This is a genomic window from Streptomyces acidiscabies (assembly GCF_020010905.1).
Classification (GTDB): domain Bacteria; phylum Actinomycetota; class Actinomycetes; order Streptomycetales; family Streptomycetaceae; genus Streptomyces; species Streptomyces acidiscabies.
The window spans coordinates 5,271,896-5,295,271 of record NZ_JAGJBY010000001.1; the positions used below are offsets into that span (position 1 = coordinate 5,271,896).

The window sequence follows — 23,376 nt, forward strand, 5'->3', positions numbered from 1 at the left end:
CAGATAGGCGTCATCGGATTTTCGTTGTGCGGCATGGCGGTTGGGACTCACAGGTCCACCTCCAGGAATCGTGGAACAGGATGGTCAGGTTCATGCCAATAGAGATCAGAAGCGGTGCGCAGCGCGGCGTGCGTAGCCGAGGGACTCCGCGCGAGCCCGCAGGAGGAGCGCCTCACCAGGGTCGGGTCCTGTGGTGCGTTCGCACACGGTCGACCAGGGTTCGTGGGAGGCGTACGGGCCGAGTGCCGCGAACACCTCGGCGGCTTCCTGGTACTTGGCGCCGGCCCACAGCGCGTAGGCGAGGAGGCTCAGGTCGGCCACCGACCGCAGGGTGGGGGGTGCCCGGTGGAACCAGTTGCGGAACGCGTTGAGGCTGTAGCCGACCAACGGCTCCTTCTGCCACTGGCTGCGCCACAGGAGGTCCACCTCGATGCGCCGTCGCTGCTCGACGAGTGCGTACGCGGGGAGGAGCAACAGCGGTGACCCCAGAGGTTGTTGGGAGACGACGCTGCGGCCGAGGTCGAAGACGGCGGCCTGGGAGGCGGTGGGCAGGGCGTCGCGGGCGAGCAGGAACTGCACGATCCGGTGGTACGCCTCGCGGTTGTAGGGGTCGCGTTGGTTGACCTGGTCGAGGATTCCCCACGGGCCGGTCGGGAGTATCAACTCGGGGGCAGGGGCGCGGTGTTCGTAGTACTGCTGGCGCGTGTCGACCTGGGCCAGCGCGAGCAGGCACACCCACGGGACAGGGTCGTCCGGCGCCCGGCGGGCCGCTGCCAGGACCTCGCGCCGCGCGTCCGCCTCGAACTCCCAGGTACGGGGGTGGTGTTGGCGGTGTGCGCGCAGGACCCGTTCGACGGCCACCCGCGCGTTCATGAGGTGCGCGTCGTAGTGGTGGGGTTCCTCGCGCAGCCATACGCCGACCACGTCCGACCTCGCGGCGGCCACGGCCAGCGCCTGCGTACGCGACGTCCGCAGCGCGCCGTGCGTTCCCGTGGCGAGCAGCAGCTCCCGTGCTGTTCTCCAACGGCCCGCCTCCAACTCGACGAGGGCCACGCGGAGTTCGTCGTCGTGGCCGGCCGGGTGGTACACGAGGCGCATCAGTCTGCCTTCCCATGATGAGAGCAGCGGGGGCGGCGTGGTGCAACGGGCGGCGGTGCGGGGTGGTGGGAATCGAGCGTCGGTGGCATGGGGGACCTCGGGCAGGGGTGGGGGGGAGGTGCGAGGGGGTTCAGAGGCGGAGGCTGCTGATCGCGTCCGCGAAGCTCGTCACGAGCTGGCTGATGCTCGGGGCCATGGAGGTGCTCGCGAGGAAGAAGCCGAAGAGCACGCAGACGGTCGCGGGGCCGGGCTTCACTGTCTTGCCCCGGATCAGGACGAAGACGAGGATCCCGAAGAGCAGCGCGAAGGAGATGCTCAGGGACATCAGGGGGTCGATTCCCCTGCGGGGCCGCGCTGTTCGGCGCGGGCCTGGATCAGCGCGCGGCGCAGGGATGCGGGAAGAGTCAGCGTCCTCGGTCCACTCGCGGGGACGTACCAGTGCATCCCCGGCGGCGTCGTGGTCTCGGCGGACGGCACGACGACGTGGCAGTTGGGGCCCAGCGCGACTGTCTCCGGTTCTGTCCAGTCCGCCGCCGTACCGACGGGGACCAGGAAGTACAGCCGGGGTTCCGCACCCCCGAAGTCCATGATCACCGGCCCGAGGGGCTCGCGGTTCTTGCGGAGGATCTCGATCGCGCGGCGGCCCACGGCCTCCCCAGCGCGGACGACGTCCCACCACACGCCCACCGAGCACAGCTCGGACTCTTCCCCGATGGGCATCCAGCGCGGCGGACGGAAGTTGGCCGCGGGATTGACGTCATACATGAAAATGGCCTCCTCACCACTATGTGTGAAGAGACCATTCCATTCAGCGAGTTCGGTGCGCGGACAGATAGTCCGTAGGGTCCGCTCCTCAAGAGCCTTGACAACGGCTCAGGTTGAGCTTAGGCCGGTCCAACTCGCGAACGTGGAAAGCTCGTTGGATGGGTGCGACTCGACCCTGAGCAGCGCCGCTGTCGTCTCCCGGACGGACGGGTGGAAGCGGGTGTGGTTCGGCGCGACCTTCCGTGCCCGCTTGAGATCGGTGAAGGAGCCCGCCCTGTCCCCGGCAACCAGCTTCGCCGACGCCACGTCGATGAAGTGGTGACTCGACCGCTCCCCGACGGTCGTCACCGGCGGCACCCACTCGCTCCCGGAGGCCGGGGACCACTCGGTGAGGCGGGCGAGCGCCTGTTCCGTGTCGCCCATGTCAATCATCGCGTGGACCTCGTGGATACGGATGTTCGTCGGGCCGAAGGACATCTCGTACGCCAGTGAGTCCCGGTTCCCTGCGAGCGCCGCCACCTGCTCGGCCTCCCGCAGGTAGGCGTCCGCGCGGTCCGCGTTGTTCTCCCGTGCCTCCAGGACCGCCAGCTTCAGCAGCAGCGCGCCGTCGATCGCGAGAGCGTCGTCCGAGTACGAGCGTTCCGGCTGGAGGCGTTCCAACTCCCCGCGCAGTTGCAGGAGTTTGCGGCGCGCGGTGGTGTAGGCGCCCTGGCGGAGCATCGCGCCGCTGACCAGGTAGCCGGCCGTGAACTGCATCAGCGGGTCGTCGGAACGGTCCGCCGCCCAGCGGACCCGCTCCAGTGCCGTACTCGACAGGTCGTGGTGTCCCATCTTGTGCGCGAGGGAGTTCACCGCGCGGTAGACGCGGGCCAGGTGCCAGAACGCCTTGCTGCGCTCCTCGCCCCGGCTGTTGAGAGCTACGTGCGTGAGTTCGGTGATGATCGGCGGGAGCAGGGGGCCCATCGGCGCGTACCGCGCATCGCGGCGCAGTGTCGCCACCTGATCGACCTCCGAGGCGAGCACCGCGAGGGAGCGCGGTGCGATCTCCAGGTCGTCGGGGCTGTCGTAGCAGAGCAGGAGACGGCGGAGTTCGGGGATGACGGCGTGGACGCGGTCCTCCGCCTCCGGCTCCCCGTAGTACGGCTGGCCGGTCAGTACCTCCGGGCCGAAGCGCAGCGCCTTGGCGAGCGCCAGGATCAGCGACGGTGAAGCCTTCCGCGCGCCGGACTCCAGCTTCTGGATGTAGCTCGGGGAGACCGCGACCTTCTGCGCCAGCTGGGCGGCGGACAGTTGGCGGGTCTTGCGTGCCGTGCGGAGTCGGCGTCCCAGCGTCAGGTTTTCACTCATCGGTGGTTCTTTCCCTTCGCGATGGAGGACTCGAATCAGGGTACGGAAAGGGAGTTGTCCCGCGCCTGTGGTTGCCGAGCGTTAACGGGATCGACGGCGGGGCGTCGTGGCGGTGGAGGCTGTGGATGCCGGGACGAGGGCTCGCATCGCGTGTTCGTGAAGAGGTTAAAGCGGTGTTATTCGTGTGAAATAGGTCAGTTTTGAGGGGAGTTCGCGCGCCGGTCGTCAAGGGGTTCCCGGAAAGTTCCTACGGACAGATTGTGTGCATCTCCGGTCTGTTCTCGCTGCCGACGAGACCCATTCAGCTACGCACCGTGGCCGGTCTGAGGGGCCGGATGTAGGTGCAGTGGCCGGTGCGGGTGAAGCCGGTTTTGGTCAGGACTCGTGCTGACGCGTGATTGTCGGGGTGGTGTTTGGCGTTGACCGAGGTCAGGCGGAGGGTCCTGAACGCGAAGTCGAGGACGAGGGTCACCGCCGTGGTCGCGTGGCCGTGACCCCAGGCGTCGTCACGGAGGATGTAGCTGAGGGCGGCGGTCGTTCCCTCGGTGCGGAGTTTGATCACGCCGATCAGGTCGCCGGTGCGGTCGATGCCGAAGCAGTGCAACGTCCTTGGGATCGTGCGTTGTTCGGCCAGGCATGCCGTCAGCCATGCGGTGGCCGAGGCGGCGGTCATGGCCGGTCTCGACAGGTGGCGTACGGACGGTTCGCTGTAGATGCGCAGGACGGCAGGTGCGTCGTCCGGGCGCAGCTCGCGGAGAGAGATCACGCCTGGACAGCACACAGGATCTGCGCCAACTCGGCTGCTGTCGGCCGGTGTTCGGGAGGTGCGGTGAGTACGGGGTGTAGGGCGTTGTGGAACGCGGGCCAGGTGGGTGGGGTCAGGGGGAGTTGGCCGGTGGCGATGGCGTCGCGGATGCCGTCCTGGCTCACGGCCTGGCGGTCGATGCCTGCGGCTTGGTAGTCGAGCGGCCAGGCTCCCGATGCGCAGGTCCACAGTGCGCCTGCCAGTGCGTACACGTCGCTGTGCCGGGTGGCGAGGACCGGTTGCTTGTCGCGGGCGGCGACGGCGAGTTCGGGGGCCATGAGGTGGACGATGCCGCCGCGGTAGCCGTCGACCGGGCCGTGGGGTTCGGGGCGGGACCAGGCGAAGTCGATGAGGCGGATGCCGTCGGGGGTATGGATGCCGTGGGCGGGCTGGAGGTCGGCGTGGATCCAGCCGGAGGCGTGGAGGTCGGCGACGGCCCGGCACAGCTCGACTGCCGCACGGAGGGCCGGTGCGCGGTCGCCGTCGCCCGCTCGTACTGCCGTGAAGGTCTTCCAGGTCGAGGGGCCGTCGTGCCAGGGGGTGACCAGCCACGCCCCGCCGTCGTATCCGCCGGCGGTCACCTTGTGGCCGGGCAGGGCCGTCAGCATCGCCGCCTCCCTCATCGTGACGCTCACGCCGTCGTCGTAGCCGGTCTTCACCGCGACTGCGCCGGTGGGTCCGGTGGCCTTCCAGACCGCCGAACCCCGCCTGTTCGTCAGCTCCTTCAGCTCTACGGGGCCTCCGCAGGCGGTTTGCGCGGCGGCGCGGGCCTCTGCGGGACAGGGAGGGAACGCGACCATGCTTTTACCGCCTGCCAGTCGTGAGGGAGTTGGGCTTGGGCGAAGACGTCCCGTCCATCGTCCACCGCGACCGTGAGGGCGTCCGCGAGATCGGGCGTGTCCGCGAGGAAACGGGGGTCTCGGACGCGGACGGCCGGGCGGACGGGGAGGAACGAGTACGGCGGAGGAGGGATGGGGAGGTCCTCGCGGTCGAGCCGTTCTTCGCCGTGGTGGAACTTGCCGATCATCAGGCCGACCGGACCGTACAGGTGCTTCAGCGCCCAGTGCGGCCAGTCCAGAAGACGGCCCGTGTCCCCGAGGAGGACGACGTTCTCGCACACCAGCGCGCCGTGCGGACGGCTTGCGAGGGGGCGGACCCACTCCGCCGCCTGGACGCCCGCGTGGAACAGACCCGCTTCGGCGAACTCGCGGTCGTCGCAGGCGACTTCGTAGACCGTCCAGGTGGTCAGGCCACGGCGTACGGATGGTGCGAGGTAGGGGCAGTGTGCCGACACCGCGTCCACGTACCCCGCGATGTCCACGGTGCGGGGCTCGGTCGTCTGGGCCTCGACGAGGCGGAGCGCCCCGACGGGGGTCCGGGGCGCTCCTGTTCGTGGGCCGGTCGTCATCCGGCAACGGGCGGTACGACGTCGTCGCTGGGGAGGGGGGTGCAGTCCCACTCCGCCCATACCTCGCCGGTCTCCCGGTAGCGCGCGAGCGCCTGCTCGTTCAGTACCCCGTCGGCGTCGGTGAACCACACCTGCGGCAGCGGGCCGAACATCTCCTCGTACGCGTCGACCCAAGTGACCTTGCCGAAGCCGGAGTTCTCGACGTGGCCGACCAGCCGGCCCGCGTGCTCGGCGCAGAACGCCGCGTACCCGGGGGCGTTCAGGAGCAGGTGCCACTCCGCGTCGACGGCGGCCGAGAACATCTCGGGTACAGGTTGATCGGTGGCGAACTGCCGGGCCGAGACCTCGAAGAACCTGCCCAGCTCAGTCCTCACGGGGGTTTCCACAGAAAGCACGCGGACTCCTTTTCGTCTGACCGGAGAGAAGTGCCGGGAACCGCTCGTGAGGGCTCCTGGCACTCGGCGGTGTGAACGTGGTGACGGCCTTCCGGACGGCTCGCGGCACCGCCCGGAAGATCGCCACCCCGCCGGCCAGGAACCTTTCCAGCCCGCGAGGGCCGGTGCGCGGACAAGTTGTCCGTACCGTTCGGGCGCGGGGAGTCTTGACAGACCGGTGTGGCGCACTGACCAGTCGAGAGGAGTGATGTTTCGCTTGAGGAGCTTGCCCATAAGAAGCGACAACGCCTCCCGGCGGCGTCGTTCAGGAGCCTGAAGCCGGGCGTCACCCTTTTCGTTCTCCAGGCGTGAATGGGCCGGTCACGGAGGCTACGCACTTGTCGACGACGGTCTCCTCGCCAGCTGCCGAGCCGTCCAGGCAGAGCCGTCCGCCTTGGTCACGGAGGTCGAGGAAGAACCGCGTGGTCGTACCGGACTGCTTGAGATCGTGGATGCGTTCGTCGATGTAGCCGAGGTCGTTCAGGATCGCCCTGACTTTGGTGGGGGTGGGCTCCGCCAGGTTCCAGAGCGCTTGGGCGATGCGCTCTTCGTGGAGATTGCCCGCGCACCAGTCGCGGGCGTTCAGCTCAACCTCCGGTCCCGCCGTGGGGGCGATCGGTTCGATCGCGTCGCTCGGCGGTGTCTCCACGGTGGCCGACGTCTCCGCCGGACCGCTTGGCGGACCCTCCGGCGGAGCGCTCGCAGGACACTGTTGCGCGACCTTGCCCAGCATCTCTGTGAAGGCCGTTGCGGGCCGAGCCTCGGCGACGGCGGCGGGGCTGCTTTGCGATCGGTCGGCCTTTGTCTGCTCGGTGTCGCAGGCGGTGAGCGCCAGGGCGGCGAGTGCTGCCATCGCAAGCATGAGGTGCGGGTGGCGCGGGGAGCGGGTGGCCGTGTCCGCCGAGGCAGAGGTTTGTCTCATGCGCCAAGTCTTCGAGCCAGCCGCAGCTTCGCCTTGAGTACGTGTACTCAAGTGAGTAGGGCTACGCGCTCAACTGTGTTGAGGCGTGACCACACTTCAACCATTTCCAATTCAACTTCCTTGGTAGTCAAAGAAGTTGACCCTCTATCACGTGAGGGTCGTTCGTGTGGGGAGTCGAGTGAGAAGCACACGGACAATCTGTCCGTTCACGGGCGTTGTCCGGTGGGATTCTCACTGCACGGCCACGCAGGGCAGCACGGTTGGGGACTACGCGGCCCTGCGTGGCTGATGGGCTCAGCCAGGGGTTCTCGGTTTCCGCTCCGGAGCACTTGTTCCGGCCCCGGTGATCCCGGGTCGATGACAAGCTGAAAGTCCGTCATATCGCTTGCCTGAAAGCCGAAAGGGAAACGATGACCCAGGAACAGGAACAGCCGGTGGAGCGCACTCTCGTACTGCTGAAGCCGGACGCGTTGGTGCGTGGATACGCCGGAAAGATCATTTCCCGGTTCGAGGACGCGGCGTTGAAGATCGTCGGCGTCAAGATGAAGCAGATGGACGCCGAGTTCACGCGCAAGCACTACTTCGACCTCGAAGAGCGGCTCGGCGCCGAGGTCTACAACCTCACCGCGACGTTCATGCAGCAGAGCCCGGTCATCGCGCTCGTGCTGGAGGGCGCGGACGCGGTGGCCACCGTACGGAAGATCGTCGGCAGCACGTACCCCAACGAGGCCCCCGCCGGCACGATCCGCGGCGACTTCTCCCACCACAGCCGGGCCGCGAGCGCCGCTTCCGGCAAAGCGGTCGCCAACCTCGTGCACGCCTCGGGGAACAAGAAGGAGGCGGAGATGGAGGTGGGTCTGTGGTTCGAGAAGGACGAGCTGCACGACTACCGCACCTTCGCCGAACTCTTCACCTACTGACGGCCGTTCGCGTCACCGGCGTGCCGTCGCCGCGTTGAACACCACCACGTGAGAGAGGGCACCATGACCGGCGAAACCCGCGTCGCCTCCGTCGAGGAGCTGGAGACCTGCTTCCAGCGGGAGATCGGCACCGACCGTTGGACGGCGGCCGAGACCGCGTACGCGCTGGCTGTCCGCTACCGCGACGCCGCCGAGTGGAACACCTCGCGTGAGTGGGTGCAGCAGTGCCTGCGCCTGCTGGAGGGGTTCCCGAGCGACTCCCTGGAGCAGGTCGCCACCCGGCGCGTGTCGGTGGGCGGGGTGCTGCTCCCGAACTACCTGCACGACGGCGTCGTACGGGACCGGTTCGGCGACATCGCCTGACGGTCCCTCGTCCGCCCCGCTCTATTTGAATACCGCCACCCGCCGGACCTCCAGGCCCCACCCCTGGCCGGTCCGGGCGGGTCACCCATGCCCGAAACAAGGAGATTTCCGTGCCTGTCGAGATCGAGATGCGCGCCCGCTTCAGTCAGGAAGTCCACGATCGGCTCGTCGCGCGTCTGGAACGGGACGGTGAGGACCTCGGCCAGGACGACAAGTACATCTACTTCTACGTCCTCCCCGACCGGCTGCTGAAAGTCACCGACAACATCACCGCCACCACCGCGAAGATCACCCTCAAGGACGGGAAGATAGGCCAGGGTTCGGCCTTCCCGGAGACCGAGATCGCCATCGCGCACGACGACGTCCCCGCCGCCGTCCGGATCTTCAACACGCTTGGCTTCGAGAGCACGATGCATGAGGCGTACAACGCGCGCCGCAACTTCCGTTTCGGCGACGTCGAGATCGCCGTGAAGTGGAGCGAAGCGTGGGGCTACCAGGGCTCGATCAAGTTCCGTGAGTGTCCGGGGTGTTGGTGATGCCCAGGATGGCGAGTGCTCGTTCGGGTTCGTGGCGGATGGCGCGGGTGGTCTTGGCGATGTTGTCGGCTCCGAGGATCTTCAGGGTGCCGATGGCGAGGTTGCGGATGGTGGCCATGGCGCGGGGCGTGGTGCCGGCGTGAATGGTCGAGGCGTCCTCGGCGAACGTGACGTCTCGGATGTAGTGGGAGGAATTTTCGATTCCCCAGTGCCCGCGAATGGCGGTGGCGAGGTCGGCGGGGCGGGTTTGGTGGGCGGCGAGGCTGGTGACCGCGTAGACGTTCTCGCGGGTTTCGGGCCGACCGGTGGGCTTGCGGCGGCGGTGGACCCGGATGGCGAGGTGAGCGTGGGGGAAAGCGATGCCGCCGAGGTTGTCGGCGATGGCGCAGGTCTTGATCGAGCGGGACTCGCGGCGGCCGTGGGCGGTGGCGGAGGTGGTGTGCTGGACCTTGATCGACGTCCAGGGCAGAGCGGCGAGCTGGGCGTAGGCAGTGGGCTGGTTGGTCTTGATGACGGCGATGTAGTGGGCCTTCTTCGTCTCGGCCAGCCAGGTGATGTTGGCCTTCACCGAGTGGAGGGCATCGAAGGTGACGACGGTGCCGGCGAGGTCGAGTGGCGCCAGCAGGGGCTTGAAGTGGCGCACTTCGTTGGTCTTCGCACCGACCTCGACCTGGGCAATCGTGGCGACGCGGTCGTGGGTGACCGCCGAGAGCAGGTGACGGCGCGGCGCGGCCAGGCGGGCTGAGCCCCTGAGGGCCTTGCCGTCCACGGCGATGACCTGCCGCGATCGGGCCTCGGGCACTTCCGCGGACGCGGTGATGCGGTGCCGGTCGGCCAGGTAGGCGCCCACAGCCTGGTCCAGGGCGTCGCCGTCAAGTGCCGAAAGAACGCGTCCGAGAGTGACCGGCCTGGGGCTGCGCCGCCAGCCGAGCAGGTGACGGCGTACCCCGAGGGATGCCAGCAGCGAGTTCGTGGCCCGCTCGCCGAACTCGGCGAGCTCGTCGATGCTCTTCGCTCCGCAGACGGCCGCGCAGGCACACACCAGCAAGATCGCCGTCAGCGAGTACCACCGGCCCCGGCGCGAGCGCGGATCCGGAACCGATTCGAGGTAGGGACGCAGGTCAGCGATCCGGTCCGCATCCAGCGGACCCAGCTTCTCCAGCACGGCAGGGATAGGGGAAGATGCAACAGCAGGCACGGGACGTCCTCGTGATCATCTGGCTTCGACACCACAATGATCACGAACCCCCGTGCCTGCTCTGCTGTCCGCCCCTACCGGCCTGATCGCCAACCCTCCACGCAATCACGGAACTTGACGGAGCCCTGTGGGGCTACCACGCGGAGTTCGAGGTGCTCCTCGACGACGAGCCGAACCCGGCCGAGGTGGTGGCGGCGCACGAGCGCATCGCGGCGGTCGCCCGCGAGCTGGACGTCGTACTGATGAGTGAGAGCGAACTCGCCGAGTTCACGGCCGAGTTCGAATCGGCGCGGTCCGCCTCCGAGTCGTGATGCGTACGACTCCGAGCCTGGTGGAGCTGGCGGCGCGCAAGGAGCTTCCCCGGCACCAGTTCACCGACGCCGAGACGGTGGACTGGATCGCGGAACACCGGCCGGGCCAACTCGTCGACGGTGCACCGAGGTTGGGTCCTGTAGCGCGTCGGCTCCTGGTGCGTACGGCGATGCCGGCGGCGTGGCTCGCGGAACCCCGGCTCCACGATTCCCTGCACGGTGTGCGCCACGGGATGCGTACGGCCGCGCTCGCGGCGCTGCTCGCGGAGGCTGCCGGTCTCGACGAGGTGGACATGGCCACGGTCATCGTCGCCGCCGCCGTCCACGACTGTCGGCGTCTTCACGACCAGGACGACCGGGGGCACGGTGCGCGGGCCGCGCGCTGGTTGACCGTGAACGCCGAGGACGTGTGGGGACGCTTCCGGCTGGAGATGACCCCGGCCGCCGTGCGGCAGGCCGCCGTATCGGTCCGGCTGCACGAAGTGCCGTACCCGGACTTCACGCCGGACGACGAGACGGACTACGCGACGGCTCGGGTGGTCACCGACGTGGTGAAGGCGGCCGACGCGCTCGACCGGTACCGCCTGCCGAAACTCAAGTGGTGGCCCGACGCGCGGCACGTGCGCGCGGACGCGTTCGAGGAGTTGAAGGCCGTCGCCTTCGACCTCGTGCTGTGGTCCGAGGCTGATCACGTGGCGGGGACGGACAGCACGTCCGCCGTCCTGAAGGCGTTTGCGCGGCGGGAGTTGATCTGATGGACGTCCTTGATGCGTACCACTTATGGGCGGACGCCCACGAGTTCTACGGCGCGTCCGTCCTCCCCGGCGCCGTCGAGAACGTCGGGTGGGAGACGCGTCTGGCCGAGGAGGCTCCCAACGGCGCGCTGCTGCACAGCAACGCGCTCTTCGACGCCCTCACCGACAACACCACCCTGCACCTCCTGCACGTCACACACGCGCTGGAGGAGATCAGCGAACACGGGGTCCTCTACCCCTCGGGCGGATGTCTGGTCGGCAGCATCTACTGCGCGCCGCTCACCCCCACCGGCAACGGCCTGCGGATGCACAACCTCGCCGCGTACGTCCTCAACCGGGAGGCCCCGGCGTTCCTGAGACGCATCGGACGGGCCGGTGCGGCGCCGACGCCGCTGGTCTTCGAGATCGACGTACCGCACCAGGCGTACCGCGGACTCGCCGGCATCGACTACCTGCGGCTCGGCGCGATCCACCTGCGGATCTACAGCCTCCTCGAATACCTCCTCTCCAAGACCGAACGCCACCAGCTCCGCGAGACGATCACCAGCCGTACGAAGAACTCCGCCGGGTTCCTTGCGCTCGCCTCCGCGATCGCCCACGGGCAGACCACCGTCGACCCCGAGGTGTTCCTGCAACTGCTCGACTCGGCGATCCCGCGCCTGCCGATCCTGGGGTACGTGTACTTCGAGGCGCTCGCCGAGTACCTGATGCTGTACTCCACCAGCGCGGAGACTCAACGCCTCGCGGAACTCGGGGAGTTCAACAACCAGCTCTACAAGGACCTCATCTTCTCCTCCGAGCTGGCCATGGCCGGCACCTTCGACCTCGCCAAGTTCCGTCCCCCGCCCGCACGGTTCGACACTCTCCTTGCCCAGGTCGACCCGGCCCTTGACCCCCGGCACGCTCGCCGTCACCTCACCGAACGCATCAGTCACCTCATCGCCGCCCGCCTCTTCACCCCCGGCCAGACCCCCGAGGAATGGCGGCACACCCGCTGGGAGTTCGACAGCCTCGCCACCCACCTCGGCCCTCTCCTGGGCCACCTCATCCACCGTGAACTGCGGACCTTCGGCCGCTACCCCCACTTCTACTTCTACTTCGACCAGCACAAGGCGCTCCAGGCGTGGAACTACTGGAACCACATGGACATCCTCACGCCGTTCAACGGGACGATTCCCAAAGGGGAGATCGGCATCAACCCCGCCTACCCCGACCTCTCCTACCGGGTCTGGCGGGCGGAACAGGACGACGCCGGACACCTCCACCCCGTGCAGCAGCTCGACCTCACGATCGCGCCGCGCCTCGTCGACATCAAGCACACCCTCATGCGCAACAGCCGCAGCCTGTCCCGGACTTGAGCTGCAAGGAGACCCTCGGCATGACCCCCGACATCGTGTCGCAGCAGATCAGCGAGCTGCTCGCACAGCCGACGACCACCCACGGACTCGCTCGCGCCCTGCGCGCCGCACTCAAGGAACTCGACGTTCACCGCACCCACACGGCCGCCCTGAAAGCATGGCCCGACGGGCGGATCGACGACATGCCCCGCAAGGTCCAGATCGGCGGGGGCGCCCACCGCATCGACGACTACTTCAACATCGACGCCGTCCCGCCGGCCGACCTTCTGTGGGACGTCCGCGAAGGGATACCCCTCCACGACAACACCGTCCACGATCTGTTCTCCGAACACTTCCTGGAACACATCGACTACCCGAATTCCGCCAAGCACTACGCCCGCGAGGCCCACCGCGTCATCGCCCCCGGCGGGAGGGTCGTCACCGGCGTCCCCGACGCCGGCTTCGTCCTCTCCCGCTACCCCTCCGGCGACGCGGACACCCGCACAATGCTCAAGAAGTGGTACGGGAAACGGGACTGCCACGACCACATCAACACCCACCTCGACCTGATCAACTACGTGTTCCGCGACCAGGACGACGATCCCGTCTACCACCCCCACTACTGGGCCTACGACCACGACAAGCTCGTTCAGCTCTTCATCGAGGCCGGGTTCACGACGGTCGAGCCCTGGGAGTTCGACCCGACGATCGCCAACCCCAAGCGGGAGTGGGCCAGCGTGTACGTGGTCGCCACCAAGTAGCCCTCGGTGGGCGGGGGTTGGTCAGGCCAGAGGCGGGTTCTCGGCCAGCCACGCCCCGAGCGCCGCGACGACGGACGTCGACCGCCACTCGGCGAACACCCGCTCCTGCTCGGTATCCGGGAGCGCCGCGAGCGTCGTCGTGGCGCCCTCCGGGACGAAGATCGACCACAGGTCGGACCAGGAACGCTCACCACTGCCCCGGTCCGGCGCCTTCGCGATGGTGCCGGGCTTACGGGAGTCGTCGGCGAACGTGTGCAGCGCGCCTTCCGCGTCAACGTACACGGCCGCACTGGCGAACCTGCACGCCCGCGTCGCCGTACGGTCCGCAAGATGCGTGAACCCGTCGGGACCGAACGCCTCCAACGCCTGCTTCACCATCGGGCCCGGCCAGCCGCCGAACTCCTCGATGTAGAAACCCGAGTCCTCCACGAACAACGGCCGCCCGAGAAGCGCGAACGCCTGGCGGGCCTTGTGCTGCGCGATCTCCGCCACGGACGTTGTCTGGATCTCGTCCAGGTCCAGGGGTACTTGCTCGACTTCGATGCCCCAGGGGGCGAGGTGCTCTTGAGCTGTGCGGAACTTTCCAGGGTTGCCAGTGCACATCGACACCTTGGACCATGACATGAGACAGATTTCTCCTCTGAGAGATGAACGAGGGCGTGGCGAGAAGGAGGGGAGCAGGGAGGTGAGCGACGCTAAATCTTGAAGACCAATGCTCAGGGTCTTGGCTGGGTGCGGTCTGCTTCAGGGGATCGCCAGAATAGACAACTTGATCGGGAAGAGAGGCACAATCCTTGGTCACTCCGAAAGGTGACCGCCGCCCGCGCGTAGGGATGAGGGTCCGGCGTACATCGGGCCGTTGAGATCCTCGGTCACCCCGAAAGGTGACCGCCACGCCGATTGACTAGCAAGATCACTTTATTCGATGGTTGCTGTAGAGCCGTATTGATGGAGCAGGTTAGGTGAATTCGGATCTTTTGCTTTGGTGCGGTGTGCGTGTTGTGTGTGCTTGAGGTTCCGAAGTGGAGCGGGGCGGCGGTCATAGGACGAGGTCGTCGTGGTGTGGTTGTACTTGGGCGACACCGAGAGTCTGGACCTCGTTGAAGCCGTTGTGGGGTAGACGGTAGAGCCGGATGCTGTCGGTGTCGGCGTTGATGATGCTGTCGAGTTCGTGGAGGAGCCGTAGGAGGCTGGGGTCGTCGGCGACGATCTCGAAAACGGACTTCTGGACGCGTAGTCCGTGGCCTTCGCAGAGTTTGGCGACGTGGCGGAGGCGGCGGCGTCCTGCGGGGGTGGTGGTGTCGACGTCGTAGGTGAGGAGGAGGTGCATCAGGTTGCGGTCCAGGGGAGGTAGCCGGGGAGTTCGCCGCGCAGGTGGCGGGCGAGGAGGCGTGCTTGGACGGCGGGGAGGAGTCCGGCGGGGACGGTGCGTCCGGCGAGGGGGTGTTCCCAGGTCTGGGTCTTCCATTCCTGCCAGGCGGTGAGGAGGGTTTTGCGGCCGTCTTCGGTGAGTCGTACGGCGCCGCCGGTGAGGTGTTCGAAGTGTTCGGCGCGTATTTGGCGGCGGTTGAGGAGGGTGAGGACGAAGCGGTCGGCGAGGACGGGGCGGAACTCCTCCATGAGGTCTAGGGCGAGGGCGGGTTTCCCGGGACGCAGACCGTGGAGGAAGCCGATGTAGGGGTCGAGGCCGACTTGTTCGGCCGCGCCGTGGACGAGGCTGCGCAGGAGGCCGTAGGTGAAGGAGAGGAGTGCGTTGACGGGGTCGGTGGGGGGTCTGCGGTTGCGGTGAGTGAAGGCGGGGATGTCGGGGGAGGGCCGCTGGGCCTGGGGGAGCGCGGTGAAGTAGTTGCGGGCGGCGTTGCCTTCGATCCCCATGAGGATGTCGAGGGTGTCGGCCTCGGCGGTCTGGGCGAGGGCTTGGGCGAGGGTGTCGGTGGTGGTGCGGATGCGCTCGCGTGCGGCGGGTGCGGCGTCACGGGCGGCGCGCAGCAGGATCCAGCGGCTGTTGCGGATCTTCCCGGCGACGATGTTGCGGGCGATGTCGAGACGTGCGGCGGGGTCGTCGTGGAGGCGGTGTTGGGCGTGGCGGAGCAGGACGTTGCCGTGGACGGCTCCGTCGAGGCGGGCCATGTAGCGTCCGCCGCGGGTCATCCAGGTGATGGGCCGGTTGTCCTGGGCGCAGCGGGTGATGAGTTCGGTGGAGAGGTTGATGTGGCCGTAGAGGACGATGCCGTCGATGCGGCGAAGGGGGAGGACACGTCGGCCGGGAGTGTCGGGGAGGTGGATGCGTAAGGTGTCATGTTCCAGGCGCAGGTCGGCGCCTTGGGTCTGGATGTAGAGGGTGTTGAGGAGTTCGGTGGTCACGCGTCGGTGTCCTGGAGGTCGTCGAGGCGGTAGAGGTCGGTGAGTGCTTGGCGGTAGCGGTGGGTGTCGGCGAGGAGATGGGGCATGCAGCCGGTGGCCATGGAGCAGCGCCGACAGCGTCCGTCGGCGACCGGAGCGGGTAGGTGGTGGGTGGTGAGTAGGTCGCGGACCCGGTCGGTGAGGTCGAGGACGCGGGTGCGCAGGGGTTCGTCGACAGTGACGGGGTGGCGTCGCCGGTCGGCGGCGGAGTAGATCACGGCCTCGGGGACGGGCCGGTGGAACATGGCTTCCAGACACATCGCCTGAGCGGCGACCTGTACGTCGGCCGGGCCGCCGGGGTGGTAGCGGCCTGATTTGTGTTCCACCGGCAGGACGCGGCCGTCGGCGTGGAGTTCGACGGTGTCGCAGATGCCGGTCAGGCCGTGTCCGTCGTGCCAGACCGGCAGAGCGTGCAGGGTGCGGACCGTGCCTCGGCCCCGGTTGCCGGGGGTGTCGACGCGCTCGTGCAGCAGAGTTCCGCGGACGGTCGCGGCGTCGTCGGCGAAGGCGTCTTCGAGGAGGATCAGCCCGCTCTGGCGAGGACAGTAGGCGTAGTGCTCCAGCGCGGAGAGGGGAACCTGGAGCAGGTCGTCCTCTCCGCACTGCCGGGACGGTGCGGTCATCCGACGAGGGTGGTGAGGGTGACTCCCTCGGGCAGGTCGGCTCCGTCGACGTCGACCTGGTAGTCGGTGAAGGCGCGCGCGGTGGCGTCGCCGGGACCCTTGACGGTGACGCGGTCCAGAAGCTGGCGCGCGGGGGTCGCGCCGTACTTGTCGTCGTGGGTGAAGACATACAGGCCGCGGAGGTTGAGTTCGCCGCGGGCGGCGGCGCGGTCGTGGTCGAACATGAGGGTGAAGGCCCGCCAGAACATGGCGAGGTCGTCGGTGGTGACGTGGGCGCGCGTGGCGAGGGGGGCGCTGAAGTGGCCTTCACCGCGGTAGAGGCCGTAGGGGACGATGTGCTTGGAACCCATCTCGGTGGCCTTCCCGCTGTCCACGTCCTCCTGCTTGGTGGGGGTGACGCGGGTGATGCCGTACTCCAGGGGGGTGATGGGGTCGACGGAGCGGGAGAACGTGAGCTGGAGGGGACCGCGGACACGGCCGGCCTGGCGGTCTTTCTTGCCGGTGGTCATCACCGCACCGAACATGCGGATGTCGAAGAAGGTTCGACACATCCACTGCTGAGCGTCGAACTGGCTCGCCTTCTCCCCGAGAGCATCGGGAGCGTAGGCGCGCTCGTGCTGGGAGTTGAGAGCGACACCGGCCTCGACGTAGATGTCGTAGCCGGGCTTCTTCTCGTCCTCGTTGAGGAGCGCGACGGTGTCGCGGATCTTGCGCTTGATCGCGACGTCGGTGATCAGACCCTGGCCCGAGACCGGGTCGGTGCGAGGCATACCGCCGGCGTCGGGGTCGCCGTTGGGGTTGCTGTCACGGGCTTCGATCAGGAACACGAAGTCCGTCTTGCGGGCCGGGTCGAGGTGCGGGGCGGTCATGGAAAACTCTCCAGATTCGGAAGGCCGGTACGTCAGATCGAGCGGTGGAAACGGTGGTGCTGGTGACGAGCGTGCTGCCGGACTACTCGGACTCCGGCTCGTCCGGGCCGCTGTCCTCCCCGCCTCCGTTTTCTTCCTGCGCCCTCCTGTGAGCGGCGCGAGCGGCGTTGTCGGCGGCACGCTGCTGGTCGTAGCCGAGGACGAACCACGCTTTCTGACGGGTGTCCAGCAGGACGGGGATGCCCTCGTCGAGCTGCATCAGTGCGGCGAATGCGTCGGACAGGCGTACTTCCAAGGCGTAATAGGTGCCGGGTTTGTCGCGGCGTAGGCGCTTGAGGTGACCGTTGGCACCGTTGCGCAGGTTGGTCAGGACGGCAGCCGGAGCGGTCATTGCGGTACCGAAGTACTGATCCCTGATGGTGGCCTTGATGTCTGGCAGAGCCTTGTGCTGGATAGCTTCGAGGATGGCGAAGGCGCGGCCACACAGGTAGCCAGGTTGCTGGCTGGTGATGCTTAGGTAGGGTGCGGGGCCGGTCACCTGGTAGTCCTTACGGTTGGGATGCAGGGCGAGGCGGAGCAGGGCGATGCGGGGGCGGTCGATCCGTCGGTCCGCACGGATGCGCTGGAGCAGGTGAGGCAGGACACGAGCGGGTAGCGGACCGCGGGTGAACGCGGCGTGCAGCAGCTCGTTCTCCAGTCCCTTGGGAGCGCTCCGGGCGACGTACCTGTTGGCTTTCTCGTCCCATCGGCCGGTCGACATCGCCAGGTGCCACAGCGGCAGGTACCGGTACTTGTCCTCCCAGCCGTCGTAGACCCGGTGGTCCTCGAACCAGGCACCCAGGTGGTTGCGCAGCCGTCCGATCGGAATGTCGAGCCAGTCCAGCACGACCGCGCGGGCGTTGTTCAGCGCGAGGGTCAGCGCGTAGTACGAACCGGGTTCCAGACGAGCAGCCGCGACCGGGTCGGGACAGGCGTTCAAGGCAGCCAGAAGCGCGGCGACGTCCTCTTCGGTGGGACTGTCGAGCGCTTCGAGGAAGTTGTCGGTCTGTTCCCTGGTCCACCACACGGTGACCGCGTCCGTGCCGCGGTGGCGATGGGTGTCGGTGGCCAGCAGCAGGTTCAGTGCGGCCATGGCCCGGCTTCCGCACCTCTCGCACACCGGTGTGTTCACCAGCTGCAACATGCCGTCGCGGCCGTATGCGGCGGCGTTCACGCTGATCAGCTGGGAGTCACGGGCCTGACCGCCGGTGGGGATCGATCCGCTCTTGATGCTCTCGGGGATCGTGGCCAGCAGTTCACCCTCTTCCCCGCAGACCAGACACCACCCTCGCGCGTCGCCGTTGGACTTACGGGAGCGCACGGTGGCCGCCCACGAGGAAAACGCCGACGGCAGGTCGTGCAGCCATGTCCCGTTCGGCCCCATCAGCGCGACATTGTCCGCGGAGGTCATGTCGTCGGGGCGGTGAATCCGCGTCAGGCCGCCGCCGGTGACGAAAGCGTGCACGGCCTGCGCGTACGGATCGTCTGCCGCTTCCTGTGTCCAGGACAACAGCAGGTCGGTGTACTCACCCTGGCGGCGCACTGCCTCCCGCACGGCGGCTTCGCTGACGGTGCCGTCCTTGTCGGTCTTCGGTACCGCCAGTACGTACTGAGCGGTGTCGACCAGCAGATACGGCGGCGGCGTTATGCCTGCCCGGTAGGCATAAGGAGTGTTGAGGGAGAGCGGCTTGTCCTTCGACCCCTTGGGAGGACGGCGGTTGTCGAGCGCGACGAACGAACCGTCGGCTGCGATCCGCAGCACCCACTGGATCTTCTTGTCCCGGTAGTAGGCAGGGGGAAGCTTGCCGTCGCTCTCCGCGCGGTTGGCGTACTCGGTCAGGCTCTGAAGCAGCATCCTTGCTTCACCCCGCCTGAGTACCGTCGGCACGCCAGGCCGAACTGGCAGGCATCGCCACCTCGTTCACACCCAGCGGCTTGAGTGGAACTTTCAGAATTCCCCGGCGCAACTGGGCGCGGAACCATCGGTACTTCTCCCCGCCCGAGTCCGGGTAGACGATCGAGTGCAGCATCACGCCGAGCTCCTCGTCCCGGTCGATCGGTACGGCATCGGTCTGAGGGCCGAAGGAGGCGCTGAACTCTCGGCATCCCAGGAACGGTTGAGCGAAACAGGCTCCCTTGTCCACCCGGCGCCGCAGTTGCTCGCGGTACTTCTCCACCCGTTCACCCGAGCCGCGTTGCGTCAGCACCACCTGTGTCCGGATGCGGTAGTGGACGTCCCGCAGCAACATGCTGTTGCGCTGGTCCCGGTCCGTCTCCACGTCGTACCGCCTCTGCGGATCCTTGCGGAGCGCAGCCACCTCACCGGGACTGATGACCGACTTGACCTCGTTGCGGCGTACCGACATCCACTCGATCGGTGCGAGGACCTCGATCGCCCGCACCACATACGCGAACTCCGGCTTCCAGAAGATGGTCTCCAGTAACCCCACAGCTGCCGAAGGGCTCATGACCGGGTACGACACCCGTTCCACCTTCAGCTCCGGCCGAGTGAAACACGCCAGCGGACCGGACACCTCCACCACCAGATCCGGAAACACCCACCCGTCGTTCCCCCGCCGCTCAGCTAGCCGCGACGCAGCCGCCGCACGAGATGTCACGCTCACCGCTCCCTTCCGAGTTCTCCAAGTCGCCCTCCACGTACCGGTGTTACGCAGAAGCGACATCAGTGGCTGCACACCGTAGAGGCAGCCACTGACAACGCCATCTGACCTGCGCATTGACCGTGAAAGGCGCTAGCAAGACACGGCTCCGCAGGGCATGGCAGGAGGCGCACTCTCATCCCCTTTTGAGGACGTACTTGCTTGAAACTGATGGTGATCGAGTGGGAAAGGGGGCGTCCGGGCGTTCCCTGAGGACCGGCAGAATCTACGTCCGTCGACGGAGCGCGGAGGACCTCAGCGGACGGGGGCCAAGGAGTACTCCCCTTGACCCCCACGCGAGTCAGTCGAACACAGCAACGTACGTCCGCAATTGCGATCCCCGGCTCACCAAGGACAGACATCCGCCTGGCGGGCCGCCACGCAGCCCACGCGGAGGCTGCCACGTCATCGTGGCACGCACCGAACCGGCGGCTCAGAGGAACCGGGTTTCAGAGGGTGAAGGCCGTACGGTCCTCGGGTTCGTCCGGGTCGAGACCGCGCTGCTCGTGGTAGGCGCCGAGCCACAGGATCAGGTCGGCCGTCACCATCACGGCAAGTCCCGACCGCAGTGCTTGCTCCGCCTCGCCGCGCGGCAGGGACGCGGTGTGCTGTTGTAGACCCCGCAGAACCTCCGGCCCGCACGGACGCACCGGGTTCTGGAGCTGGGCGACGGCGGCCTCGATCTTCTCCCGGTCCTCTTCCCTGCGGATCACGACGACGGGGACGCTGTGGCCGTCCTCGACCATCTGGAACAGTCGGTCGACCTCCGGGAAGTTCAGTTTGCAGCGGAAGTCCTCGATCTGCTCACCCAGTTCGGCCTGCATGGCGTAGCGGTCGGGGTAGTACTTCTCCAGCGCCTTGAGATCGTCGGGGAAGGCCCGGTCGGGTCCGAAGAAGCTGTTGGTGGCCTGTACGGCGGCGTTGTACTCGCTGCTCTTTGGCTGATGGCCGTCCGTGGGACGGAAGATGACCACGATGCCGCTGTCGAGGTGGCCGTCGCGGTTGCAGCGGCCGGCCGCCTGCTGCATCGACTCCGCCGGAGCCCAAGCCCGGTACACCCGCGGGAAGTCGAGATCCACCCCGGCCTCGATCAGACTCGTCGACACCACCTGCACCGCTTCACCCGAAGCGAGCAACTCCTTGATCCTGGCGATGACTTCACGCCGGTGCGCGCCCGTCATCCGCGTCGACAGGTGCAGCACCTCGCCCTCGGCCGCTCGCTCATCGAGGTGGCGGTGGAAGCGGGCCGCGTCCTTCGTGGTCGCCACCACGGTCAGGACCTGCCGGTGCCCGGCCGCCTCCGTGGCGATGGACTCCAGCGTCACATCGTCCCCGGTGCGCCACTCGTAGGTCACCCGGCGCAGCGCGGTGAACAGCGCTGACGGGTCCTCGACGATCACCTTGCGCTCAAGACCCTGCCAGCGGGGCAGATCCCAGAATGACGGCTGAGTGGCCGACGCCAGCAGCACGGTGACCCCGAAGTGTTCGACCAGTCCCCGCAGAACGCTCAGGATCGGCACGAGCAGACCATCCGGCAGTGACTGCACCTCGTCCAGCACGATCACCGACCCGGCCAGATGGTGCAGCCGCCGCATCTGTGACGGCTTGTGCGAGAACAGAGACTCGAACAGCCGCACCGTCGTGGTCACCACGAACGGCGCGTCCCAGTTCTCCGCCGCCAGCCGCGCCGCGTGCGCCCGCCGCTCCCACTCCTCCCGCTCCTTGTCGCTCACCCCGTCCAGCAGGCTCTTCTCGTTCAGGTCCAGGTCCACGCTGCTGTGGTGCTCCAGCACCACCGCCTCCTGTCCCGACCCCGGCTCGGGGTCCAGCAACTGCCGGTAGACGGCGGCGTTCTGCTCTGTGATGGAGATGTACGGCACGGCCATCACCACCCGCCGCTTCCCGTACGCCGCCGCGTGCCGCAGCGCGAAAGCACCGGCGGCCATCGTCTTCGCCCCGCCCGTGGGCACGTGCAGCACGTACACCCCCGGCTCCCCCGACGCCGCCGCACATGCCTGCCCGTACACCGACTCCCGCACCGCATCCACTGGAGACGGCGCCCTGCGCGCCAGCAACTCTGCACGCCGCGCCTCGTACCGTTCCAGCAGAACCCCCATGTCCACCGGCTCCCGCAGTCGCACCACTCCGTCACCGAAGTGCGCGGCCGTGTCCAGGAAGTCCGCGTCCACCACGCAGCTGAACAGCATCCGCACCAGCAGATCCATCCCCAGCAGACCATCCGCTTTCGGCAACCCGCGCAGCCATCCCGGCACCGCGAGCCGCGACTGCGGCCGGATCTCCGGGACCACCCGCTCCACCGCCCGGACCGCTTCCTCCACGACCCCGGCGTACTCCCCGCCCCGCTGCGTCTTCGTCAACTCCGTCTTCAACGACTCCAGGCTCGGCAGACCACCGTGATGACCGAACACCACCGCGGAGAACGCCGTATGTGTGTACTGCTTCGCCAGCACCGTGCCGGCATGCTTGTGCCTCACCCCCACCTTTCCTCCGCCACGGCGCTCCACCGCACGAAGCCCGTCCTGCCACGCACACGAGCCTTTTCCCACGTCATGGACCAAGGCCAGGTACTCGGCCAACTCCCCTACCCCGAACACCTCCCCGAACTTCCGAGCCAGAGCCGCTGAACCCCGCAGATGCGCTTCCAGCGAATGCTGCTGCCCCGACACGTCGCTACGGCTGTGCGCGATCAGCACACCCCCGGACCCACCCACAACAGTCCCTCCCGGAAGACGCAGGCCCTTTCGCCGAGCCTTGGTGGGCCGAAACGTACACACCCTCACTGACAACGCCCGCGAAGAAGCCCTCAGTTCCGGTTAGGCTCCTCACCTCGCCGTCGAATCACCGAACGCCATGCTTCGGAACCTCTAGTGCACACGCGACACGCGGAACGCACCTAAGGAAAATGTCCACTTTGTTGGTGTCTGCTTCGCCCTGGACTTGTTCCCACCTCCACTCGATACGATGAATGTGCTGGTCAGCCAGCGTGGCGGTCGCCCTCCGGGGTGACCGAGGATCGCAACGGTCTGCCGGTGCGCGCCCTGCACCCCCGGGCCACGAGTGGCGGTCGCCCTCCGGGGTGACCGAGGATCGCAACCGGTGATGTACGACGCCTCGCACTTGCCGTACGACGGTGGCGGTCGCCCTCCGGGGTGACCGAGGATCGCAACGGCTGCACCTCGGTCGGCGTGAACGCGGGCCAGCTCGTGGCGGTCGCCCTCCGGGGTGACCGAGGATCGCAACAGCCCGTACTTGCGGATGTACGGCTTGTGGATCTCGGTGGCGGTCGCCCTCCGGGGTGACCGAGGATCGCAACCCGTTGCCGGCCCACTGGTACGGCAGGCCGTTCTGGGGTGGCGGTCGCCCTCCGGGGTGACCGAGGATCGCAACCCCCTCGCTCAGCACGTTAGACCCTAGGGTCTATGGTGGCGGTCGCCCTCCGGGGTGACCGAGGATCGCAACGCGCTTGGGGTCGGTCGCGTGCCGCTCGTACTCGGGTGGCGGTCGCCCTCCGGGGTGACCGAGGATCGCAACCCCAACCCCCCCACGTACGACCTCTACCCGAAGGACGTGGCGGTCGCCCTCCGGGGTGACCGAGGATCGCAACGGCAGACAGGGTGGTCACCCCAACTACCGCGCTGAGTGGCGGTCGCCCTCCGGGGTGACCGAGGATCGCAACCGTACCGGGCGGGTGGCGTGGGGACCGAGGCCCGGCAGTGGCGGTCGCCCTCCGGGGTGACCGAGGATCGCAACTACAACCAGGTCGTGGTCGAGACGGTGTGCGCGCGTGTGGCGGTCGCCCTC

Annotated in this window: 24 protein-coding genes, 1 pseudogene and 1 CRISPR repeat array (1 of these 26 running past the window's edge); of the genes and pseudogenes, 7 read left to right on the forward strand and 18 right to left on the reverse strand. The window is 67.7% G+C overall.

Annotated elements, in window-relative coordinates; all coding sequences use genetic code 11:
* Positions 1–105 precede the first annotated feature (105 nt).
* From J8M50_RS23935 to J8M50_RS23975, 9 genes are all read right to left on the reverse strand, one after another.
* On the reverse strand, positions 106–1,098 hold the full coding sequence (locus J8M50_RS23935; RefSeq protein WP_010361035.1) for a hypothetical protein: 993 nt from the start codon (positions 1,096–1,098) through the stop codon (positions 106–108).
* 130 nt (positions 1,099–1,228) lie between these two features.
* Positions 1,229–1,423 (reverse strand): hypothetical protein, encoded by a 195-nt coding sequence (locus tag J8M50_RS23940; protein WP_010361034.1) that lies wholly within the window; start codon positions 1,421–1,423, stop codon positions 1,229–1,231.
* Positions 1,423–1,863, reverse strand: coding sequence for a hypothetical protein (locus tag J8M50_RS23945; protein WP_010361033.1), 441 nt, complete (start codon positions 1,861–1,863; stop codon positions 1,423–1,425). The genes J8M50_RS23940 and J8M50_RS23945 overlap by 1 nt, the downstream gene beginning before the upstream one ends.
* Positions 1,864–1,971: 108 nt before the next feature.
* Positions 1,972–3,210, reverse strand: coding sequence for a helix-turn-helix domain-containing protein (locus J8M50_RS23950; RefSeq protein ID WP_010361032.1), 1,239 nt, complete (start codon positions 3,208–3,210; stop codon positions 1,972–1,974).
* A 301-nt stretch (positions 3,211–3,511) separates the two neighbouring features.
* A complete protein-coding gene (locus J8M50_RS23955; protein WP_010361031.1) occupies positions 3,512–3,976 on the reverse strand; it encodes a GNAT family N-acetyltransferase in 465 nt (154 codons plus the stop codon).
* The gene (locus J8M50_RS23960; protein ID WP_010361030.1) at positions 3,973–4,815 is read right to left on the reverse strand and encodes a protein kinase family protein; all 843 of its coding nucleotides are present in this window, start codon (positions 4,813–4,815) and stop codon (positions 3,973–3,975) included. Before J8M50_RS23960 ends, J8M50_RS23955 begins: the two co-directional genes overlap by 4 nt.
* Positions 4,746–5,423: a DUF6875 domain-containing protein gene (locus J8M50_RS23965; protein ID WP_010361029.1), complete on the reverse strand. Its 678-nt coding sequence runs from the start codon at positions 5,421–5,423 to the stop codon at positions 4,746–4,748. Before J8M50_RS23965 ends, J8M50_RS23960 begins: the two co-directional genes overlap by 70 nt.
* Complete coding sequence (locus J8M50_RS23970; RefSeq protein WP_010361028.1) at positions 5,420–5,797, reverse strand: hypothetical protein; 378 nt, start codon at positions 5,795–5,797, stop codon at positions 5,420–5,422. The genes J8M50_RS23965 and J8M50_RS23970 overlap by 4 nt, the downstream gene beginning before the upstream one ends.
* Before the next feature lie 346 nt (positions 5,798–6,143).
* The gene (locus tag J8M50_RS23975; RefSeq protein ID WP_223786255.1) at positions 6,144–6,779 is read right to left on the reverse strand and encodes a hypothetical protein; all 636 of its coding nucleotides are present in this window, start codon (positions 6,777–6,779) and stop codon (positions 6,144–6,146) included.
* A 410-nt stretch (positions 6,780–7,189) separates the two neighbouring features.
* Between J8M50_RS23975 and J8M50_RS23980 the strand changes: the two genes are divergently transcribed.
* The 3 genes and pseudogenes from J8M50_RS23980 to J8M50_RS23990 all read left to right on the forward strand — a co-directional run.
* Positions 7,190–7,699 (forward strand): nucleoside-diphosphate kinase, encoded by a 510-nt coding sequence (locus J8M50_RS23980; protein ID WP_010361026.1) that lies wholly within the window; start codon positions 7,190–7,192, stop codon positions 7,697–7,699.
* 63 nt (positions 7,700–7,762) lie between these two features.
* Positions 7,763–8,062 (forward strand): hypothetical protein, encoded by a 300-nt coding sequence (locus J8M50_RS23985; RefSeq protein WP_010361025.1) that lies wholly within the window; start codon positions 7,763–7,765, stop codon positions 8,060–8,062.
* Between the two features lie 110 nt (positions 8,063–8,172).
* Positions 8,173–8,571: pseudogene (locus J8M50_RS23990) on the forward strand (hypothetical protein); the annotation flags it as partial.
* Here J8M50_RS23990 and J8M50_RS23995 read toward each other — a convergent pair.
* Entirely contained in the window at positions 8,567–9,763 is a 1,197-nt protein-coding gene (locus J8M50_RS23995) for an ISAs1 family transposase (protein ID WP_079187963.1), read from the reverse strand. The pseudogene J8M50_RS23990 and the gene J8M50_RS23995 sit on opposite strands and share 5 nt — an antisense overlap.
* A gap of 185 nt (positions 9,764–9,948) precedes the next feature.
* On the opposite strand from J8M50_RS23995, the gene J8M50_RS24000 reads away from it, so the two are divergent.
* From J8M50_RS24000 to J8M50_RS24015, 4 genes are read left to right on the forward strand one after another with little or no spacing between them, the layout of a single operon-like run.
* A complete protein-coding gene (locus J8M50_RS24000; RefSeq protein ID WP_158002826.1) occupies positions 9,949–10,107 on the forward strand; it encodes a hypothetical protein in 159 nt (52 codons plus the stop codon).
* The gene (locus J8M50_RS24005; protein ID WP_010357652.1) at positions 10,107–10,862 is read left to right on the forward strand and encodes a hypothetical protein; all 756 of its coding nucleotides are present in this window, start codon (positions 10,107–10,109) and stop codon (positions 10,860–10,862) included. The genes J8M50_RS24000 and J8M50_RS24005 overlap by 1 nt, the downstream gene beginning before the upstream one ends.
* Positions 10,862–12,220 carry a hypothetical protein gene (locus tag J8M50_RS24010; RefSeq protein ID WP_010357654.1) on the forward strand — a complete coding sequence of 453 codons (1,359 nt, stop codon included), beginning with the start codon at positions 10,862–10,864 and terminating at the stop codon, positions 12,218–12,220. Before J8M50_RS24005 ends, J8M50_RS24010 begins: the two co-directional genes overlap by 1 nt.
* Positions 12,221–12,240: 20 nt before the next feature.
* A complete protein-coding gene (locus J8M50_RS24015; protein WP_010357656.1) occupies positions 12,241–12,960 on the forward strand; it encodes a class I SAM-dependent methyltransferase in 720 nt (239 codons plus the stop codon).
* A 21-nt stretch (positions 12,961–12,981) separates the two neighbouring features.
* Here the strand turns inward: J8M50_RS24015 and J8M50_RS24020 are convergent, their stop codons facing one another.
* The 8 genes from J8M50_RS24020 to J8M50_RS24055 form a co-directional block, all read right to left on the reverse strand.
* Entirely contained in the window at positions 12,982–13,584 is a 603-nt protein-coding gene (locus J8M50_RS24020) for a non-canonical purine NTP pyrophosphatase (RefSeq protein ID WP_010357657.1), read from the reverse strand.
* Positions 13,585–13,999: 415 nt separating this feature from the next.
* On the reverse strand, positions 14,000–14,290 hold the full coding sequence (cas2, locus tag J8M50_RS24025; RefSeq protein WP_010357658.1) for a CRISPR-associated endonuclease Cas2: 291 nt from the start codon (positions 14,288–14,290) through the stop codon (positions 14,000–14,002).
* The gene (cas1c, locus tag J8M50_RS24030; RefSeq protein ID WP_010357659.1) at positions 14,290–15,324 is read right to left on the reverse strand and encodes a type I-C CRISPR-associated endonuclease Cas1c; all 1,035 of its coding nucleotides are present in this window, start codon (positions 15,322–15,324) and stop codon (positions 14,290–14,292) included. Before cas1c ends, cas2 begins: the two co-directional genes overlap by 1 nt.
* Positions 15,321–15,986, reverse strand: a complete 666-nt coding sequence (cas4, locus tag J8M50_RS24035; RefSeq protein ID WP_010357660.1) for a CRISPR-associated protein Cas4 — start codon at positions 15,984–15,986, stop codon at positions 15,321–15,323. The genes cas1c and cas4 overlap by 4 nt, the downstream gene beginning before the upstream one ends.
* Positions 15,983–16,855 (reverse strand): type I-C CRISPR-associated protein Cas7/Csd2, encoded by an 873-nt coding sequence (gene cas7c, locus J8M50_RS24040; RefSeq protein WP_010357662.1) that lies wholly within the window; start codon positions 16,853–16,855, stop codon positions 15,983–15,985. The genes cas4 and cas7c overlap by 4 nt, the downstream gene beginning before the upstream one ends.
* 82 nt (positions 16,856–16,937) lie before the next feature.
* Complete coding sequence (gene cas8c, locus J8M50_RS24045) at positions 16,938–18,749, reverse strand: type I-C CRISPR-associated protein Cas8c/Csd1 (protein ID WP_010357663.1); 1,812 nt, start codon at positions 18,747–18,749, stop codon at positions 16,938–16,940.
* A 7-nt stretch (positions 18,750–18,756) separates the two neighbouring features.
* Entirely contained in the window at positions 18,757–19,512 is a 756-nt protein-coding gene (gene cas5c / locus J8M50_RS24050) for a type I-C CRISPR-associated protein Cas5c (RefSeq protein WP_063748140.1), read from the reverse strand.
* A 491-nt stretch (positions 19,513–20,003) separates the two neighbouring features.
* Positions 20,004–22,355: a CRISPR-associated endonuclease Cas3'' gene (locus J8M50_RS24055; protein WP_306045183.1), complete on the reverse strand. Its 2,352-nt coding sequence runs from the start codon at positions 22,353–22,355 to the stop codon at positions 20,004–20,006.
* Positions 22,356–22,558: 203 nt separating this feature from the next.
* A CRISPR array of direct repeats spans positions 22,559–23,376; the repeat unit is 37 nt; unit sequence GTGGCGGTCGCCCTCCGGGGTGACCGAGGATCGCAAC (it continues 539 nt past the right edge of the window).